The 18,918-nt window shown below is 65.5% G+C and carries 16 protein-coding genes; 9 read left to right on the top strand and 7 right to left on the bottom strand.

Annotation, left to right across the window (positions count from 1 at the left end):
• Nucleotides 1-42 precede the first annotated feature (42 nt).
• The 3 genes from OQZ28_RS06150 to OQZ28_RS06140 all read left to right on the top strand — a co-directional run bounded on the left by OQZ28_RS06150 (nucleotide 43) and on the right by OQZ28_RS06140 (nucleotide 3,196).
• Complete coding sequence (locus OQZ28_RS06150; protein WP_130730177.1) at nucleotides 43-687, top strand: class I SAM-dependent methyltransferase; 645 nt, start codon at nucleotides 43-45, stop codon at nucleotides 685-687.
• 162 nt (nucleotides 688-849) lie between these two features.
• Nucleotides 850-2,736, top strand: coding sequence for a hypothetical protein (locus OQZ28_RS06145; protein WP_458135492.1), 1,887 nt, complete (start codon nucleotides 850-852; stop codon nucleotides 2,734-2,736).
• A 157-nt stretch (nucleotides 2,737-2,893) separates the two neighbouring features.
• On the top strand, nucleotides 2,894-3,196 hold the full coding sequence (locus OQZ28_RS06140; protein WP_061276046.1) for a hypothetical protein: 303 nt from the start codon (nucleotides 2,894-2,896) through the stop codon (nucleotides 3,194-3,196).
• A gap of 135 nt (nucleotides 3,197-3,331) precedes the next feature.
• Here OQZ28_RS06140 and OQZ28_RS06135 read toward each other — a convergent pair whose 3' ends face one another.
• From OQZ28_RS06135 to OQZ28_RS06125, 3 genes are read right to left on the bottom strand one after another with little or no spacing between them, the layout of a single operon-like run.
• Nucleotides 3,332-4,555, bottom strand: coding sequence for a phosphoglycerate kinase (locus OQZ28_RS06135; protein WP_458135491.1), 1,224 nt, complete (start codon nucleotides 4,553-4,555; stop codon nucleotides 3,332-3,334).
• A complete protein-coding gene (gene gap, locus OQZ28_RS06130) occupies nucleotides 4,555-5,577 on the bottom strand; it encodes a type I glyceraldehyde-3-phosphate dehydrogenase (RefSeq protein WP_458135490.1) in 1,023 nt (340 codons plus the stop codon). Before gap ends, OQZ28_RS06135 begins: the two co-directional genes overlap by 1 nt.
• Before the next feature lie 32 nt (nucleotides 5,578-5,609).
• On the bottom strand, nucleotides 5,610-7,532 hold the full coding sequence (locus OQZ28_RS06125; RefSeq protein WP_458135489.1) for a transketolase-like TK C-terminal-containing protein: 1,923 nt from the start codon (nucleotides 7,530-7,532) through the stop codon (nucleotides 5,610-5,612).
• A 134-nt stretch (nucleotides 7,533-7,666) separates the two neighbouring features.
• Here OQZ28_RS06125 and OQZ28_RS06120 point away from each other — a divergent pair, with 134 nt between their 5' ends.
• Complete coding sequence (locus tag OQZ28_RS06120) at nucleotides 7,667-8,131, top strand: hypothetical protein (RefSeq protein WP_130730172.1); 465 nt, start codon at nucleotides 7,667-7,669, stop codon at nucleotides 8,129-8,131.
• 166 nt (nucleotides 8,132-8,297) lie between these two features.
• Complete coding sequence (gene hemA / locus OQZ28_RS06115) at nucleotides 8,298-9,599, top strand: 5-aminolevulinate synthase (protein WP_458135488.1); 1,302 nt, start codon at nucleotides 8,298-8,300, stop codon at nucleotides 9,597-9,599.
• 102 nt (nucleotides 9,600-9,701) lie between these two features.
• Here the strand turns inward: hemA and OQZ28_RS06110 are convergent, their stop codons facing one another.
• Nucleotides 9,702-10,490, bottom strand: a complete 789-nt coding sequence (locus OQZ28_RS06110; RefSeq protein WP_458135487.1) for a DsbA family protein — start codon at nucleotides 10,488-10,490, stop codon at nucleotides 9,702-9,704.
• Nucleotides 10,491-10,738: 248 nt separating this feature from the next.
• Between OQZ28_RS06110 and OQZ28_RS06105 the strand changes: the two genes are divergently transcribed.
• The 3 genes from OQZ28_RS06105 (at nucleotide 10,739) to OQZ28_RS06095 (ending at nucleotide 13,865) form a co-directional block, all read left to right on the top strand.
• Nucleotides 10,739-12,160, top strand: a complete 1,422-nt coding sequence (locus OQZ28_RS06105; protein WP_458135575.1) for a gamma-glutamyltransferase — start codon at nucleotides 10,739-10,741, stop codon at nucleotides 12,158-12,160.
• A 177-nt stretch (nucleotides 12,161-12,337) separates the two neighbouring features.
• The gene (gene recA, locus OQZ28_RS06100) at nucleotides 12,338-13,381 is read left to right on the top strand and encodes a recombinase RecA (protein ID WP_078526443.1); all 1,044 of its coding nucleotides are present in this window, start codon (nucleotides 12,338-12,340) and stop codon (nucleotides 13,379-13,381) included.
• A 106-nt stretch (nucleotides 13,382-13,487) separates the two neighbouring features.
• Complete coding sequence (locus OQZ28_RS06095; RefSeq protein ID WP_458135486.1) at nucleotides 13,488-13,865, top strand: hypothetical protein; 378 nt, start codon at nucleotides 13,488-13,490, stop codon at nucleotides 13,863-13,865.
• Between the two features lie 11 nt (nucleotides 13,866-13,876).
• Here the strand turns inward: OQZ28_RS06095 and OQZ28_RS06090 are convergent, their stop codons facing one another.
• Nucleotides 13,877-15,202, bottom strand: a complete 1,326-nt coding sequence (locus tag OQZ28_RS06090; protein WP_458135574.1) for a glycerate kinase type-2 family protein — start codon at nucleotides 15,200-15,202, stop codon at nucleotides 13,877-13,879.
• 297 nt (nucleotides 15,203-15,499) lie between these two features.
• Here OQZ28_RS06090 and coaA point away from each other — a divergent pair, with 297 nt between their 5' ends.
• Nucleotides 15,500-16,477: a type I pantothenate kinase gene (gene coaA, locus OQZ28_RS06085; RefSeq protein WP_130730255.1), complete on the top strand. Its 978-nt coding sequence runs from the start codon at nucleotides 15,500-15,502 to the stop codon at nucleotides 16,475-16,477.
• A gap of 177 nt (nucleotides 16,478-16,654) precedes the next feature.
• Here coaA and aldA read toward each other — a convergent pair whose 3' ends face one another.
• Together aldA and OQZ28_RS06075 are read right to left on the bottom strand one after the other, a co-directional pair.
• Nucleotides 16,655-18,115 (bottom strand): aldehyde dehydrogenase, encoded by a 1,461-nt coding sequence (aldA, locus tag OQZ28_RS06080; RefSeq protein WP_458135485.1) that lies wholly within the window; start codon nucleotides 18,113-18,115, stop codon nucleotides 16,655-16,657.
• A gap of 111 nt (nucleotides 18,116-18,226) precedes the next feature.
• Nucleotides 18,227-18,793: a ferritin-like domain-containing protein gene (locus OQZ28_RS06075; protein WP_078526450.1), complete on the bottom strand. Its 567-nt coding sequence runs from the start codon at nucleotides 18,791-18,793 to the stop codon at nucleotides 18,227-18,229.
• Nucleotides 18,794-18,918: the final 125 nt, after the last annotated feature.

Raw genomic sequence — 18,918 nt, 5'->3', positions numbered from 1 at the left:
GCCCCGTATCGCATTGTTACACCTGTACTGTCTGGCACATTCATGAACGACCTGCACGGGTTTCACCCGCATTCCTTCACCGTCGCCTCTCCTGAGTCCGATACGCTGTTCTATTCGCGCAGGCCCACCGGCCCCCAGCTTGACCAGGGCGCGCAGACGGCCATCACCGCGCTCTATCGCACGCTCCTGCCCGAGGATGGCAACATCCTCGACCTGATGGCAGGCCCCGACAGCCACCTGCCGCCCGACATGGAATTCGACAGCGTGATCGGCATCGGCGTCAACGCGCAGGCGCTTGATGCCAACCCGCGCCTGACTGACCGCGTGGTGGAGGACATCAACGAAACCCCCGACCTGCCGCTTGCCGATGAAAGCATGGATGCCGCACTGCTGTGCGACGTGGTGCCCTACCTGCGCCAGCCGGTGCAGGTGCTGCGCGAGGTGGCCCGCGTGCTACAGCCCGGCGGCCTGATCATCATGACTTATGGCGAGCGCTTCATACCGCAGAAGGCCACGGCGCTGTGGCAGGCGCTCGAACCTGCTGATCGCGGGCGCATGCTCGGCGTGCTGTTGCAGCGCGCGGGTTTCGGCCCGGTAGATACCGGCAGCGTGACCCCCGCGCCAGAAGACATGTTCTGGAAGGATGCGGTCATGGCGCTGACGGCCCGCCGCCCTGACATTTTGTAACATTGACTGCCAGGGCGGCCATATTCCGCCATGATGCGCGTGGCGCAAACAGCACGGTGCGGCGGATCACGACTTATTAAAACAAATTATCATTTACCCGGCCTGCCGGACATGTTTTGTCACATCCTGTCTTAAACCTGTTATGGGGCCTCCTGGCGATACATGCAGATTCCGTTCCTCTCCGGCAAGCCCGCCGGCCGTCTGGCCAGCCTGCTCATGCTGTGTTCCGTTCTGGTGCCCATGGCTGCTGCATGGGGCGATGAGGATCCCGAATCGCTGGATATCATGGAGCGCCAGATGGCCCACCTGCAGCAGCAGCAGCAGGCCTTGCAGAACGAACTCGCCGCCATGCACCAGCAGATCGCCCAGCACCGCGCCCGCATCGGCGGCACGTCGGCGGCAGGTGGCGGCGGCGCGGGCCACCCGCTTGAGGTCACGGGCTCGGGCGGGCATGTGCGCGGCGGCTGGGTGCCGGTGGAAGGCCATGCAACACAGCAGGCGGCGACAGGCGAGCCGGTGGGCCGCCCCCATATCGGTGGCTATTCCGACCCCACATCGGCCCTTGGTGACCAGCCCACGGTTGAATCCGTGGTGGCGCACCGCGAGGAAGATCTGATCTCGCACATGGCCAACAACAATGTCGGCCCCCACAACCGCGAGACGGTGGGCGCGCAGTCGGCGGGCGCGCTGGGCAGCAAGGTGTTCCACCTTGGCCCGGTGGCGATCATTCTGGGTGGCTTCTTCGATGCGGCGGCGCTGGTCGAGAACCGTCAGGTGTCATCGGGCATCTTCAACTACTGGAATGCCATTCCCTTCCGCGACAGCTCGAATTACCACACCACCAACTTCAATGGCGATGCGCGGTATTCGCGCTTCTCGCTCATGGCGCGCGGGCAGCTCAACCCGCACCTGACCGTGGCGGGCTTTGTGGAAACCGATTTTGGCGCGAGTGCCGAGACCACCAACCCGTATGAAAGCAATTCCTACGTGCCCCGGCTGCGGCAGGCTTACCTGACGCTGGATGATTCGCGCGCGAACACGCATTTCCTCATCGGCCAGGCCTGGACCATGCTCACGCCCGACCGCGTGGGCATCGTGCCCCGCCAGGAAAGCCTGCCCGAAACGATTGAATCCTCCATCCTCGCGGGCCAGACTTGGTCGCGGCAGTGGCAGGTGCGGCTGGTCAAGGATTTCTTCAAGCACCGCCTGTGGGCGGGCCTTTCGATCGAGAACCCGGCCACCATCTATGATACCACCGGCTTCAGTGCCGCAGGCGACAACGGGGAATACAGCCTGCCCAATGGCGGCTACGCCAAGCTCGGCTCGAACGGCGTGGGGCTGAGCAGCGCCACCACCAACTATTCCAACGAGATCGCGCCCGACGTCATCGGCAAGCTGGCATGGGACCCCTCATGGGGGCATTACGAGGTCGAGGGCGTGGTCCACTTCCCGCATGACCGCTCGGTCATCAACGGGGTGGGCGAGAACCATACCGCCATCGCCTGGGGGGCTGGTGGTTCGATGATCCTGCCGGTCATACCCCACCGGCTGGAAGTGCGGCTGGCAGGCCTGGCGGGCAAGGGCATTGGCCGCTACGGTTCGGTACTGCTGCCTGATGCCACGCTGCGCGCCAATGGCGCGCCCGCCCTGCTGTCAAGCGCCCAGACCACGGCAGGCGTGATCGCGCATCCCAACAAGGTGATCGACGTGTACGGCTATTTCGGCATGCAGCGCTCGGGCCGCAGCTATTTTGATGAAGATGGCGGCAGCTATGGCTATGGCAATCCCAACGCCGACAACACGGGCTGCATGACCGAAGGCTCCGACCTCAACTCCGCAGCCCTTGGCGGCTGCACCGCCAATATCCGCTCGGTGGAGGAGTTCACCATCGGGGCATGGTACCGCTTCATCCACGGCCAGTACGGCACGGTGCAGGCGGGCACGCAGTTGGCCTATTCGCGGGTGCATACATGGGGGGGTATGGGCGGCGCGCCCACGACCAGCCTGAGCGAGATCTTCTTCGATTTCCGCTACCTGCCTTTCCAGTAAGGCAGGCGTGCCACGGCGGATATTGCGTCAGGCCGGGAAAAGGGGGATGGTGGCCCCGCAATCGGGAAGAACGGAAAGGCCTGCGCTCATGTCTATCAGGTTACGGCATTTGGTCCTTGCTGCGTGGCTGGGCGCTGCTGTCGCGCCGGGTGTGGCCATGGCGGAAGGCGGCCATGCCGATGCAGGCAATGAAGACCCCGGCGAGGCCTCGCAGCGCCATGCCACCATGCATCAGCTTTCCAAAAAGCCGCCGCTGCCCACCCTGCACATGGATTACAGCCAGTACCGCTTCATCCCCAAGGGCGACAGGATCAAGGAACAGCCGGACGTGAACCGCCTGCTGTTCTGGACGCCCACCGGCGAGCCGGATGGCTATGCCGAAAAACGCGGCACCGCCGTGCTGTATTACGACCGCACCGGCAAGGCCGTGCGGGTGGATACCAACCCCTACAACCGCTAGGGGCAAAAAGAGAAGTTTTCGGGTGCCGCCGTTTTTAAAAAAGCTTCACCAAAACTTCTGTCATTTCAAAGTATTGTTCATGAAAAAAGGGACCACCTCACGATGGTCCCTTCCTTCACGTAACGGCGTGGCTGCTCAGATGGGCATGGCCCGTTCAAACACGGCCTCAAGCGCCATGATGCCGGGCAGCGTCTTGCCTTCCAGCCATTCAAGGAAGGCGCCCCCCGCACTCGAGATGTAGGAGATATGCTTCTCCACCCCCGCATGGCGCAGGGCGGAGACCGTATCGCCACCACCTGCAATGCTCTTGAGCGCGCCTGCATCGGTCAGGCGGCCTACCTCGCGCGCGACTTCATTGGTAGCCGTATCGAACGGCGAGACCTCGAACGCGCCAAGCGGGCCGTTCCAGACCAGCGTTTTCAGCGTGGTGAGCTTTTCATTGATCAGCCTGACCGTCTCCGGCCCCACGTCGAGCGCCATGGCATCAGCCGGAATGGCATTGACCGGCACCGTGCGCGTGGGCACGCCCGCCCTGAAGTCGGTCGCGGTCACGACATCAACCGGCAGGATGATCTCGCAGTTCTTTTCCTTCGCCTTGGCCATGATGGCACGCGCGGTGTCGTGCATCTCGGCCTCCTGCAGCGAGCGGCCCACATCCACGCCCTGTGCTGCAAGGAAGGTGTTGGCCATGGCGCCGCCAATGATCAGCATGTCCACCTTTTCAAGCAGGTTGCCGATCAGGTCGAGCTTGGTCGAGATCTTGGCCCCGCCCACGATGGCGCCCACCGGGCGGGCGGGGTTTTCAAGCGCTATGTTGAGCGCGTTGAGTTCCGTCTCCATCAGGCGGCCTGCAAAGGAGGGCAGCAGCCGGGCCACGCCCTCGGTCGAGGCATGGGCGCGGTGAGCGGCGGAGAACGCATCATTGACGTAATAGTCGGCCAATGCTGCGAATTCCTTGGCCAGCGCCGGGTCGTTCTGTTCCTCGCCGGGGTAGAAGCGGGTGTTTTCCAGCACCACCACGTCGCCATCCTGCATGGCGTCCACGGCCTGCTGCACCTTGGGGCCGGTGCAGTCATCGACAAAGGTGACCGGCCGGCCCAGCGCATCGCCCAGCGCGTTGGCAATGGGGCCAAGCGACATTTCAGGCACCGGTTTGCCCTTGGGGCGGTCGAAGTGACTGACAACAATCACCTTCGCCCCCTTCTGGGCCAGTTCCTGAATGGTGGGCAGCAGGCGCAGGATGCGCGTGGCGTCCGTGATCTGGGCGTTGTGCACCGGCACGTTCAGATCAGCGCGCAGGAGAACCTTCTTGCCCGTGGCATCAAGGTCATCCAGCGTCTTGAAGCTTGCCGCGCCCATTACAGTGCCCCGAATACGGCAGCCGTGTCGGCCATGCGGTTGGAGAAGCCCCACTCATTGTCGTACCAGCTGCAGATGCGCACCAGCTTGCCGCCATCGATCACCGCCGTCTGGGTGGCATCGAAGGTGGAGGAGGCGGGCGAGTGGTTGAAGTCGGTGCTGACCAGCGGCGCGGTGTTGTAGGCAAGAATGCCCTTGAGCGGGCCCGACTCGGAGGCTTTCAGCAGCGCTGCATTCACTTCCTCGACGGAGGCCGGGGCCTTTTTGGGCACGAAGTCGAGCGAGACGAGCGACACGTTGGGGGTCGGCACGCGGATGGCAGTGCCATCGAGCCTGCCCTTGAGGTGCGGCAGCACCAGCCCCACGGCGCGCGCGGCCCCGGTCGAGGTCGGGATCATGTTCAGCGCGGCGCCACGTGCGCGGCGCAGGTCCTTGTGCAGCGTGTCCACCGTGCGCTGGTCGCCGGTATAGGAATGGATGGTGACCATGTAGCCACATTCGATGCCGAACGTGTCATCCAGCACCTTGGCCACCGGGGCGAGGCAGTTGGTGGTGCATGACGCGTTCGAGATGACGGTCATGTCAGGCGTCAGCACGTCCTGGTTCACGCCGTACACGATGGTGGCGTCCACGCCCGATGCCGGGGCGGATACGATCACCTTGCGCGCACCTGCCGTAATGAGCTGGGCGGCCTTTTCCTTGTCGGTAAAGCGGCCGGTGCATTCCAGCGCCACGTCCACGCCCTTGAAGGGCACCTTGGTGGGGTCGGCCTCGGCCGAGACGGTAATGGGGGCATAGGTGCGGCCATTGGCCGTGATGATGATCTGGTTGCCCTCGACCTTCACATCGGCGGGGAAGCGCCCGTGCACGCTGTCATAGGACAGCAGGTGCGCGTTGTCGGCCACGCTACCAAGGTCATTGATCGCGACCGGCACCACGTCGGTGCGCCCGCTTTCAATGATGCCGCGCAGCACGAGGCGACCAATGCGGCCAAAACCGTTTATTGCGACTTTAACAGCCATGTTCTTATTATCTCCGTAAGGGTCAGACATGTTCACATGCTGGCATCAAGCGATGCCAGCCCGGGTGGTGGAGGCGCGCCGTTTCCTCCCACGGTTTCCATCGCGGTTCCGGCATGGGCGTGGAGCAGCCGCATGGCGTCGCGGCAGATCCGCTCCGGCGTGATGTCGGCCAGGCTGTCGGGCGCATCGGGCATGGGGGTGGCCCCGAACCCGTCAATCCCCACGAACAGCCCGTCCGGCCCAAGCCAGCGATCCCATCCAAAACCCGATGCGGCCTCGATTCCGATCCGGGGCGCTGTTCCCAGCACGGCAGCACGATACGTCATTTTTTGGGCGGCGAACAGTTCCCAGCACGGAAGTGATACAACCGCCGCCCCGATGCCCGCCGCGCGCAGCAGCGCGCGCGCGCCCAGCGCCACGATGGCCTCATGCCCCGTGGCCACCAGCGTGACCTGCCGCGGGCCTTCGGCCTCGGCCAGCACGTAGCCGCCGCGCGCGCACAGGTTGGTCAGGCCATGCTGTTCGCGCTCGGGCACGGTGGCGGCAATCGAGGGGGCGGATTCCAGCACCAGCAGGCTCGGCCCGGTCGTGCGCCGCAGCGCCAGTTCCATGCATTCCATGGTCTCGCGGTGGTCGGCGGGGCGGAACAGCGCCATGTTGGGCATGGCGCGCAGGCTGGCCAGCTGCTCGACGGGCCGCCAGCCGCCCGCGTTCGCGCCGCGCGGCAGGTCGTCATCGCTGAGCAGGTAGATCACCTGCTGGCCGGTCATGGCGGCGTAGCGCAGGGCGGGGCGCATGCGGTCCACCGCGATGATGGTGGTGGCGCCAAAGGCCAGCAGGCCGCCATGCAGCGCAATGCCGTTGAGCAGGGCGGCCATGCCATGCACCTGCGTGCCGCAGGAAAGATCGGGCTCGCCACTGCTGCGCCGCAGGGCGGAGAAATCGGGCATCATGCCCTGGCGCGAGCGCAGGCAGGTCAGTTCGGGTAGCAGTTCATGCAGGGTTTCGAGCCCGCGCTGCGCCGAGAAGGCGGGCGAGGCGCGGGCCAGCAGCGTGCTGTGCTCGCGCCATGAACGCTGCCAGTCAGGCTGCCAGAAGGCGGGGCGCTGGTTGCGCGCCATGCGTTCGAACTCGGCTTTCTGCCGGTCCTTGAACAGGCGGCGCAGCCATGAGCGCCGTGCGCTCGCCCCCCGGCGCGCGGCCCCGGCCCACAGGCCCGGATCATCGGCAAATGGCGGTGGCGGGTCGGTTTCGGGCGGGGCGATGCATGCAATAAGGCAGGGCTTGTGCGTGCGCTGGGCCGAGGCGATGACGCTTGCGATCTGTTCGGTATTGGCCGCATCGACCTTGCGCACCGACCAGCCCGATGCGCTGTAGCGCGGCAGGATGGTGTCCACCTCCTCGCGCTCGGTGCTCCACAGGCCCACCACCAGGGTCACGCGGTCAAGGCCGAGCTGGCCGGCCAGGGCGGCGCTTTCCAGCGCGACACCGGTGGAAAGCTCGCTCCAGCACCCCAGCGCCCATATGCGGTGGTTGACCACCGAGCGGCCAAAGCGGGCGGCCAGCTTCTGCTCGGCCAGCGCCATGCCGATCGCGGCCCCCAGTCCCTGCCCGTTGGGGCCGCAGGCCTGCCGGTCGGTCGCGGCGGGCAGGCCGGGGCGCGAGACCTGCCCCGACAGTTCGGCCATGATGCGCGGCAGCACCCGGTAGCGGGGCGAGGAGATGACCAGGCGGTCACGATCCGGCCAGTCGGGGCTGGCCGGGTCGAAGCGTAGGAAGCGACTCCACAGCACCGCGCACAGCCCGGCCATGACCCGGGCGTGCGGGGCATGCCGCTGGTCGGTTTCATGCACGCCGATGGCATGGCGGATCGCCGTCGCCAGCCGCTCGGGCATGGCAGGGGCTGCTGGTGGCAGGGCAGGCGAGAGTGCGAGGGCTTCCTGGTCTTCGGGCATGCGGCATCGTCCATGGGGCGGGGGATGATCGGTCGGAGCCGGTGGGGTACTGTTACTGCGCCCCGTGCGCTGCGGCAACATTGCTGCACGCGCCCCTATGCCCGGCGGGGCGGATACTGTATCGGTAGCGGGTCATGCCCCGTCCGTCTCCCCGCTTTGCCCGCCGTGCCATTATCGTGGCGGCCCTGTGCCTGCCAGCCATGGGCGGATGCCGGCTGGTCAGCCAGAAAACCTTCAACCGCCACGCAGGCGACCCGCCACAGCTGCCCGCCGTGCCGGTGCCCAGGGTGGCGGCCATCACCACGCCGCCGCTTGTCACCATCGTGGCGGGCACGCCGCCCGCGCAATGGCAGCCCGCGGTCAGGGCCGCCGTGGCCGATGCGCTCTCGCGCAAGCCCAACGCGCTGTTCACCATCGTGGTCAACGTGCCGGTGGGGAGCGCCAGCGGCCTGCCGGACATGAAGGCGGCGGTGGACACGGACGGCCAGCCGGTGCTGCAGGCGGTGATGGACGCGGGCGCGGGCGTGGCCCAGACCGAGATGGACGCCCGGGGCGTGCCCGCCGGCAGCGCAACGCAGGTCTGCATTTACGTCGAGTAGTTCAATGCGGTTTTGCAATTTCCGCCCCCGTCATGCCATAAAGGCCCCGTTGCCGGTGGTTAACCGCCAGCCCTGGCGCCAGTAAGGGGCGGTTGCATCCCCCCGGCCCAGGGCCACCCCGCACGGTGGGCGTAATGAATGAAGGCCCCGTAAACACGATCGGGGTATGCCATGGAGAAAACCAGCAGTGTCCAGTAATCATGTGGATGGGCATCCGTTTTTCCGGTTCTGCCAGACGGCGCTGGCCGATATCCGCGCCCAGGGGCGATACCGGCAGTTTACGCCCCTGTCACGGCTGGCCGACCGTTACCCGTTATACGAGCAGCCCGAGACCGCGCCCACGCCGTCCACCCCCGCCTGCCCCGAAGACCGGGAGGTCGTGGTCTGGTCCTCCAATGATTATCTGGGCATGGGGGTCGAGCCCGTCGTGGTCGAGGCCGCGATCCGTGCCATTCATGAGCATGGCGCGGGTGCTGGCGGCACGCGCAACATCGCGGGCACGAGCCCGGTGCACACCGCGCTGGAGGCGGAGCTGGCCGACCTGCATGGCAAGGAAGCAGGGCTGCTGTTCGGCTCGGGCTATGTCTCGAACCAGGCATCGCTCCAGACCATCCTGACAAGCATGCCCGGCTGGATCTGCTTTTCCGACCGGCTGAACCATGCCTCCATGATTGCGGGCATCAAGGGCGCGCGCGGGTCGAGCACGGTCATTTTCGAGCATAACGACCTGGCCGACCTTGAAGCCAAGCTGGCCGCGGCGCCGAAGGATGCGCCCAAGCTGATCGCCTTCGAGAGCGTGTACTCGATGGATGGCGACATAGCCGACATCGCGGGCACGTGCGCGCTGGCGCGTAAATACGGTGCCATGACCTACCTTGATGAAGTGCATGCCGTGGGCCTGTATGGCGCGCAGGGCGGCGGCGTGTCGCAGCGCGATGGCGTGGCCGATCAGGTTGACATCATCGAGGGCACGCTGGCCAAGGGCTTTGGCGTGCATGGCGGCTACATCACCGCCTCGAGCAATATTGTTGAATATCTGCGCCTGAGCGCCTCGGGCTTCATCTTCACCACCGCGCTGCCGCCTGCGGTCGTGGCGGCGGCGCTGGCCAGCGTGAAGCAGGTGCGCAAGGATAACTGGCGGCGCGAGCGCATTTTCGAGCGTGTCGATACCTTCCGCGCCAAGCTCAGGGCGGCGGGCATTCCGTTCAACATGACGCCGAGCCATATCGTGCCCATCCCCGTGGGTGATGCCCGGCGCTGCCGCGAACTGAGCGACCGGCTGCTCAATGATTACGGCATGTACACCACCCCCATCAACTACCCGACCGTGCCGCGGGGCACCGAGCGCCTGCGCCTCACGCCGGGGCCGCGCCATACGGATGCGATGATGGACGAGATGGTGGCGGCCCTTGGCCACCTGCTGCGGGTCAATGACCTGGCCGATGCCACTGCCGTGGCCATGGCCTGAGGCAACGCCCTGAAACAGGAAAAGGTTTCTGGCGAAGCTTTTTTAAAAAAAAGAACGCCGCCTTGTTGAAAAAAGGCGGCGCTCCGAAACTTCTATTCTTCCTTAATGGTTCTGCGCGATGGCCTTTTTCAGGTCATCGTAGCTGACGGCGCCGGGAATGATCTGGCGGGCATTGAACACGAAGGTGGGCGTGCCATCGAGCCCGATCGCGCGCGCGAGTTCCATGTTGGCCTGCAGGATGGACGTGACCTTCGCGCCATTCATGTCACTGACCAGCCGGGTGGCATCCAGCCCCGCCTGGGTGGCCAGCGTGCGCATGCGCTCCACCGTGGGCTGCACGGAATCATTCATCACCACGCCCTGCATGCGGAAATAGGCCGCCTGGCCACCCTGCACGAAGGCCGCCACGAGCGCCTGCGATGCAATCAGGCTGGGCTGGCCGAGCACGGGAATGACCTTTTCGATAATCCGCAGGTCCCTGTTCTCGCGCGTCAGGCGGTCGAGATCGGGCAGCACCTTGCGGCAGTAGGGGCAGCGGGGATCATAGAATTCGACAACGGTGGTCTGGCCGGAGGCATTGCCGAGCACGCCATCGGTAGCAGTGGGCGTGGTCAGGTCGGTGCGGTGGCTTTCCAGCGCGGAGCGGGCCGCGTTCTGCTGGGCGGCGTTGGCGCTGGTGCGCAGGGCGGCAATGGCGTCTGACAGGATGGTGGGGTCGGTTTTCAGCGCGTTGCGCATGATCTCGACAATTTCCTGCCGCTGGGCGGGGGTGAAGCAGGCCTGTGCCTCCGCTGCCCTGCCCGCGCCCGCCGTGGCAGCCAGCATTGCCCCCGTGGCGAGCAGGGTGGGCAGCAGGCGTGGCCGGTTGTGGCGGGGCGAAAGAAAAGTCACGGGTTTGCTCCGTTGTCATGTCGCGATAGGGTGGTGTGTAAAGGATCGGGTAGCGGAAAGGAATGGGCCATGGGGCCGCACGGGCGCCATGCCTGTTGCCGATGGCCCGGAACGCCGCTAAGTCGTGAAGGCCCGGCCTACGATCGCGCGGTCGTTACGAGCCGTTCAACGGAATGAAGCCGACCTGCCCATTGGAGAAGCGTTGCGTGCCTGAGCATTCGTCGATCACCCCTGTCGCCCGTCGGTCCATGCGTACGGCGCTGTGTGCGGTTCTGGCCCTTTCGGTTACAGGCTGCGCGTTCAAGAACTATTCGCCGGTCAGGATCGTTTCCAGCATGTTTGGTCCCTCGCCGGGGCAGTTGATCGGCACCGTCTCCTCCGATGAGCCGCAGGCCACCCTTGTGGGGCGTGACATCCTGCAGCGCGGCGGCAACGCGGCGGATGCGGCCACGGCCATGGGGCTGGCCCTGGCCGTGACCCTGCCTTCGCGTGCCTCGCTCGGTGCGGGCGGGGCGTGCCTTGCCTACCGTCCGGGTGACCAGAACGGGGGCCGCGCCTTCTTGTTCCTGCCCGTGGCGGGCGTGACCGACGGGGCGGGCATGCCGCATGCTGATCGTCCGGCGGCGGTGCCCATGCTGGCGCGCGGGCTTTACCTCATGCACCTGCAATATGGCTCGGCCGCGTTTTCCGAGATGGTGCCGGGCGCGATCGCACTTGCGGCCAATGGCATCAATGTGAGCCGCCAGCTTGCCACCGATCTTGCCGCAGTCCAGGTGCCGCTGCTGGCTGATGCGGGCGTGCGCGCGGTGTTCGCCCGCTCGGATGGCAAGGCGCTGGCTGAGGGCGATGCGCTGGTGCAGACCCATCTTTCAGGCGCGCTGGACCAGATCCGCAGCATGGGCGTGGGCGATCTTTATAATGGCGCGCTGGGCCAGTCCTTCGTGGCGGGCAGCCAGAAGGCGGGCGGTGGCCTGACCATGGCCGACATGCGCGGGGCCATTCCGTTTGAGCGGCTGCCGCTCTCCGTCAGCAGTGGCGAGACGCAGGTCAGCTTCCTGCCGCCGCCTGCCGATGGCGGACTGGGGGCCGCGGTGGCGTTCCGCGCGGCCTCTTCATCCGATGCGGCAACGCGCGCGCAGGCCAGTGTTGCGGGTTGGCGGGCACAGAATGGCAGCCACGCCAGCGGCACGGGGGATGACTTGACCGCCCGCGCGCAGGCCTTTGTCAATGCTGGCGGGGCAGGCGGCGGGGGCCTGCCTTCGCTCCCGGCGTCCACTTCGTTCACCGTGGTTGACCACGGGGGCATGGCGGTGGCGTGCAGCCTGAGCATGGACAACCTGTTTGGCACCGGACGCATGGCGGGCAATACCGGCATCGTGCTGGGCGCCTCGCCCGCGCGCCTGCCGCAGCCGCTTTATGCCGCCGCCATTGCCAGCCAGGGCCGCGCCTTCCGCGCGGTGGTGGCAGGGTCGGGCCAGAACGACGCAGCGGCGGCCACCGGCATTGCCATGCGCCAGCTCCTTGCAGGCCAGACACCCGATGCCCATCCTGTAACCGCGCAGGGGCGCGTCAACGCCATATCCTGCCCGCGCGGCCTGCCGGGTGATGGCGCAACCTGCACCGCCGTGACCGACCCGCGTGGCGCGGGGCTGGCCATGGGGCCGCGCTAAACGGCGGTTATTGCGCGGCGGGCCATCATTATCGGGGCAGGAAAGGAACAGGGCCATTGTAAATGATCCTGTTTTGTTCCATATTGCAGGACATGACCCGCCCCTGTTCCGGGCTGGCGTGGCAGGGCAGGGTGCCCGTTATAAGGTTTCATTCCACAAGAAGCAGGTAGGCAGGCAATGGCACAGGCTCCGGGTATAGATAAAAGCAAGGCCCTGGAAGGGGCATTGAGCCAGATCGAGCGCGCGTTCGGCAAGGGCTCGATCATGCGCATGGGCGAGCGCCCGTCCGAGCAGGTGGATGTGATTTCCACCGGCTCGCTCGGCCTCGACATAGCACTTGGCATTGGCGGCCTGCCGCGCGGCCGCATTGTCGAGATTTATGGCCCCGAAAGCTCGGGCAAGACCACCATGGCGCTGCATGCCATTGCCGAGGCGCAGCGCAAGGGCGGCACCTGTGCCTTCATCGATGCCGAGCACGCGCTTGACCCCGGCTATGCCCGCAAGCTGGGCGTGGATGTGGACAACCTGCTGATCAGCCAGCCCGATGCAGGCGAGCAGGCGCTCGAGATTGCCGACACGCTGGTGCGCTCGGGCGCGATTGACGTGCTGGTGGTCGATAGCGTGGCGGCCCTTGTGCCGCGCGCCGAGCTTGAGGGCGACATGGGCGACAGCCATGTGGGCCTGCATGCCCGGCTGATGAGCCAGGCGCTGCGCAAGCTGACCGGCTCGGTCTCGCGCTCGAACACCATGCTGATCTTCCTCAACCAGATCCGCCTCAAGATTGGCGTGATGTTCGGCAGCCCCGAGACGACGACAGGCGGCAACGCACTGAAGTTCTATGCCTCCGTGCGCATGGACATCCGCCGCATCGGCTCGATCAAGGACAAGGACGAGGTGACGGGCAACCAGACCCGCGTCAAGGTGGTCAAGAACAAGATGGCGCCCCCCTTCCGCCAGGTCGAGTTCGACATCATGTATGGCGAAGGCATCAGCAAGGTGGGTGAACTGATCGATCTTGGCGTCAAGGCGGGTATTGTTGAAAAGTCCGGCGCCTGGTTCTCATGCGACAGCCAGCGCATTGGCCAGGGGCGTGAAAACGCCAAGCAGTTCCTGCGCGACCACCCCGAAATGGCCGCCGATATCGAGCGCCGCGTGCGTGAGCAGGCCGGTGTGGTGGCCGAGGCCATGCTGGTCGGCCCCGATGAGGAGGGGGCTGACTGATTGCCCTTGGCCTGTTCCATTGTAACAGGCTATCGTCCCTGCGCCCTGGCGTGGCCTGTGCCACGACGGGGGCAGGGCCTGAAAAGCGGGGGTAAGGGCAGCCGGAATGAGACCACGTCTTGCAATGATCGGATTGCTGGCCTGCCTTGCCGCCTGTAGCGGCGGGCATGACGACAATAATGATCCGGCCGATGTGGATGAAGCCCCCCGCCCGCTCGGGCGCAGCGCGTGGGAGGGGCACCACGCCACGCATGCAGACAATGCCCTGCGCCCGCTCTCGCACCACCTGCCCAAGCCGCCCAGCCCCAATGAGGAGGGTGCTACCGAGGAATATCATACGCCCCCGGATGCGGCGGCGATGCAGATGATCTCATCGGGCTACGACCCCAACCAGGCTGGCGACGATAGTCCGTCTGACAGTGACGATGGCAAGCATTTCGTCGTGCCTGACACGCAGGTCAGCTACGGCAGGCAGGGCAAGTAGAAGCTATACCCCTACAGCACAAGCACCGCGCGGATGTCGTTCACATTGGTCAGCGTGGGGCCGGTTATGACCAGATCGCCCATTTGCCTGAACACGGTGTAGCTGTCATGCGCGCGCAGGGCGGCACGCGGGTCGCAGCCCGCTTTTTCAGCGCGGGCCAGCGTATCGGGGGTGATGATGGCGCCTGCCGCATCCTCGGTGCCATCAATGCCATCGCTATCCGCCGCAATGGCCCAGATGCCCTTCTGCCCCTGCAGGGCGCAGGCCATGGAGAGCAGGAACTCGGTATTGCGCCCGCCCCGCCCCGGCGCGGGACCGGCCGGGTTGATGCTCACCGTCGTCTCGCCGCCTGAAAGCAGCACGGCGGGCCCCGCCACGGGCAGGCCGTGCAGGCGGGCCGACAGGGCGATGCCGGCCATGAGCGTGCCGGCGTCGCGGCTTTCGCCCTCCAGCGCATCCCCCAGAATGAGTGGCGTCAGGCCGCATGCGCGTGCCGTGCTGGCGGCTGCCTGCAGCGCCATCAGCGGCGTTGCGATCAGCGTGACCTGGTTGGCGGGGGAAGGCGGCATCGGCCCGGCATCATGTTCGAGTACCTTCCGCGCCGCCTCGGGCAGGGCAATGCCGTAATGGGCAATGATGGCGCGGGCATCGGCGGGGGTGGTGGGGTCCGCTACCGTGGGGCCGCTGGCGATGGTCAGCAGGTCATCGCCCGGCACGTCGCTTATGGCCAGTGTCACGACCCGGGCGGGGCAGGCGGCTGCGGCCAGCCCCCCGCCCTTGATGGCCGAGAGATGGCGGCGCACCACATTCATGTCACGTATGCTGGCCCCGCTATGCAGCAGGGCGCGGTTGATCGTGCGCAGGTCATCCAGCGTCACGCCCGGTTTGGGCAGTTCCAGCAATGCTGATCCGCCGCCGGAAATCAGGGCGATGACCAGGTCATCATGCCCCAGGCCGGCCACTTCCGCCATCATGATGCGGCCTGCGGCCACGCTGCGGTCGTCGGGCACGGGGTGGGCGGCCTCAAGCACGCGGATGCGCCGTGTGGGGGTAGCGTGCCCGTCGCGCGTGACCACGCAGCCGCTCATCTCCACATCCGGCCAGGCGCGTTCAAGGGCAGCCGCCATGCTTGCCGCCGCCTTGCCCGCGCCCACCACCACGCACCGGCCCTTCGGCCTGGGGGGCAGGTAGCGCGCCAGCACCTGATCGGGCAGGGCGCTGTGGATGGCGGCATCAAGAATGCGGCGCAGGGTGGCGCGGGCATGCGTGTCCGTCCAGTCCGCGGGCGTGCTCTGCCGGGGGGCGGCTGAAAACGGGTGGATGGTCGGATCGTTCATGACGTTATCCCTGTCATTGGCGTGGCGTGGCGTGGCGCGGGGGGCGCCACGGGGGTAGACGGCCCGCCCGCGGGCTGGGGTGCCCGGGCAGGGCACCATGGGGTCCATACCATCGGGGCAGCATGGCGCGGTGTGTCACAATTGTCACGTCTGTGTCAGGATGGGCGGAATGCGGCGGGTTGGCGGGGGTGTACACGCTAAATTGGGCGCCCCGTATCTGGATCGGGGCAGGCGATGGTGATACGCGGCAGATGGCCTGCGCCCATGGGCAGGCGCCACAGCAGAAAGGACAAGGGCATGGAGGACTGCATGCTGGACGCGCGTCCCGTCATCTCCACGCATCCGGCTCCCGGCCCGGTGCAGCCTTACCTGATCTTTCCCCGCCCGGAATGGGCAGCACTCCGCGCCAATGTGCCGCAATCGCTGGGCGAGGCCGATATTGCAACACTGCGCGGGCATAACGAGCCGGTCTCGCTGGAAGACATAACCGAGATCTACCTGCCGCTGTCGCGCCTGCTCAACCTGCATGTCATGGCCACCCGCAGCCTGAACAGCATGGTCAAGAGCGCGTTCATGGGCAGGCCGGGCGTGACCATGCCGTTCGTGATCGGCATCGCGGGCAGCGTGGGGGTGGGCAAGAGCACGTTTGCCCGCCTGCTGCAGGCCGTGCTGTCGCGCTGGCCCGACCATCCGAATGTGGCGCTGGTCACGACCGATGGCTTCCTGCTGCCCACGCGCGAGCTGGAAAAGCGAAACCTCATGCACCGCAAGGGCTTCCCCGAAAGTTATGACCTGCGGCAGATGATCGGCTTCCTCTCGGCGCTGAAGGCTGGCGGGCGCAACCTCAGGGTGCCGGTCTATTCGCACGAGGCCTATGACATCGTGCCCGACCGCTATCAGGTGATCGACCAGCCCGATATCCTGATCTTCGAGGGGCTGAACGTGCTCCAGACCGTGTCCGAGCAGCCGTTCATGGCGTCTGATTTCTTTGATTTCTCGATCTATCTCGATGCCGATACGAAGGTGATCGAGGACTGGTACGTCAAACGCTTCCTGCTGCTGCAGAAAACCGCCTTCCGCAAGCCCGGCTCCTATTTCCACCATTACGCCGACCTGCCCGAACGTGAGGCCGGGCAGCTTGCGCGTGACATCTGGCGGCGCATCAACCTGCCCAACCTGCAGCAGAACATCCTGCCCACGCGCGAGCGCGCCCGCGTGGTCATGCACAAGAGCCCGAGCCATGCGATCGATACGGTGTGGATGCGCCAGATTTAAGGATCGGGTTTTAAAAGAGTAAAAGTTTTCGGGTGCCGTCTTTTTTTTTAAAGGCGGCGATCTTGCAAAACGTTTCACCAGAAACCTTTGCCGGTTGTGCGTCTGAACTTCCCTTTGGCATAAAAACGGCCCGGATTGCCCCGGGCCGCTCTGACTGCGCGAAGAGGTGCGAGCCGCTTATGCGTTGAGATAGACGGTCTTGGTATCGACATAGGCTTCAAGCCCGTACTGGCCGTCCTCGCCGCCAATGCCGCTATCGCCATAACCGTGGTGGAAGCCCTGCGCGGCCTCGCCACCTTCACGGTTGACGTAGATCTCGCCAAAGTTCAGCTCGTTGGTCATGCGCATGATGTTTTTAAGGTTCTGCGTGAACATGTAGGCCGACAGGCCATAGCGCGAGTTGTTGGCCTGGGCGATGGCATCATCAAAGTCTTTCACGCGGATCAGCGACAGCACGGGGCCGAACACCTCGTCCTGTGCAATATCCATCTCCGCCGTGACCCCGGTCAGCAGGGTGGGGGCGTAGAAATTGCCCTGGTCATACGCGCCGCCGGTCAGCCGCTTGCCGCCGTGCTCGACCTTCGCCCCCTGGCTGATGGCTTTCTGCACGATCGCATCGACCTTCTCGAGTTCGGCGGCGCTGATCTTGGGGCCCATGTCGGTGGCTTCATCAAGCGGGTTGCCGGTTTTCAGCGCGGCCACCTTCTTGCGCAGGCGTTTGAGGAATTCGTCATATACGGCGGTGTGCACATATGTGCGCTCGTTGGCCGTGCAGACCTGCCCGCAATTCATGAAGCGCGCGGCAACAGCCGCATCCACCGCCTTTTCAATATCGGCATCCTCCATCACGATGAACGGGGCCTTGCCGCCGAGTTCAAGCCGCACTTCCTTCAGCCCTTCGGAGGCGGCGGCCATGATCTTGCGGCCCGCGGGCGTGCTGCCGGTCATGGTGATGAGCTTGGTGATGGGATTGGTCACGAGCGCGTTGCCCACCGTGGCGCCGCCGCCGGTCACGACATTGAACACGCCCTTGGGGAAGCCCGCCTCGACCGAGAGTTCGGCCAGCGCGAAGGTCGAAAGCGGGGTGAGTTCATGCGGCTTGATGACGAAGGTGTTGCCTGCGGCCAGGGCCGGGCCGAGCTTGCGCGCGGTCAGTGCCAGCGGGAAGTTCCATGCCGAGATGCCCGCCACCACACCGTGGGGGATCTTCTCGATCAGGATTTTCTCGCCGGGGCGGCTGCCGGGAATGATGTTGCCCTCAAGGCGGCGCACATTCTCGGCGGCGAAGCGGATCAGTTCGATGGCGAACCCCACCTCGATGCGCGCTTCCTTCAGTGGCTTGCCGTTCTCCAGGGTGATGATGCGGGCCAGCTTTTCGCTATCGCGCCGGATCAGTTCAATCAGGCGGTAGAGGTAATCCGCCCGCTCGGTCGCAACCAGCCTGCTCCATGATCGAAAAGCCGCCTGTGCCGCCTCGAGTGCGGTGTTGACATCGTCTTCGCTCGCCACGGCCACCGTGGCCAGAACAGCACCCGTGGCGGGATTGTGGATGGTGTCGTGCGCGGAGTTGCCGGGCTTGTGCCAGTCTCCATTGATGAACAGGTCATAGGTTTTCGGTTTGGACGAGATATGGATCATGATCCGGACTTTCCTTGTGCGGGCAGGGGATGGCGCGCGGCAAGGCCACCCGCGCCCCGTTGAGGGGGCAGGGTGGATGCGCGCGGGCTGTCAGTAAGGCGGGGCGCAGGCTCAGGATTCCAGGAACGGACGCCCCTCATGGGCCACGAGCAGGTCGTGCATGTCGGTTGCGTGTTCTTCCTCTTCCGCCAGGATCTTTTCGAGCATGATGCGCGTTGTGGGGTCATGATCGGCAAAATAGCGGATCAGTTCACGGTAATGCTCGATCACCAGCCGTTCGGCCACCAGGTTCTGGCGCACCATTTCAACGAGGTTGCCGCCATTGCCATATTCGGAGGCGGAACGGGTGGCCAGCCCCTCGGGTGAGAGGTTGGGCACGCCGCCAAGCTGGTCGATGCGCGCGGCCGCCCACATCATGTGGGCGCGTTCTTCCTTGGCGTGGGTGGCGAACTCGGCGGCCACGCTCTCGCTGGTAATGCCCTCGACGGAGATGGAATGCATCGTATAGCGCAGCACGCACACAAGCTCGGTTGCCACCACCGTCTGCAACAGGTCGATGGCGGTCTGGACATTGCCCTGATAGGCGGGGGTGAGCGCGCCTTTTTCAATTGCTTTCTTCGCGCGTTCGCGCAGGGTCTTCACGTCGGTCAGGAACGTATTTTCAGCAACATCAGCCATGATGGGTTTCCCTGTATGTGGCGGCCCGCACATGGTGCAGGCCAGTTGAAAGGGGTTGCTGGCGTAACGGGCCGAAAGAGTGCGTGGTTCCCCCAAAATGGGCTGCCTTTCATGACAAAACGCCC

Source organism: Komagataeibacter sp. NFXK3 (assembly GCF_054182245.1).
Note: the sequence above shows the minus strand (reverse complement) of the source record. Positions and strands in the feature narration are given on the sequence as shown.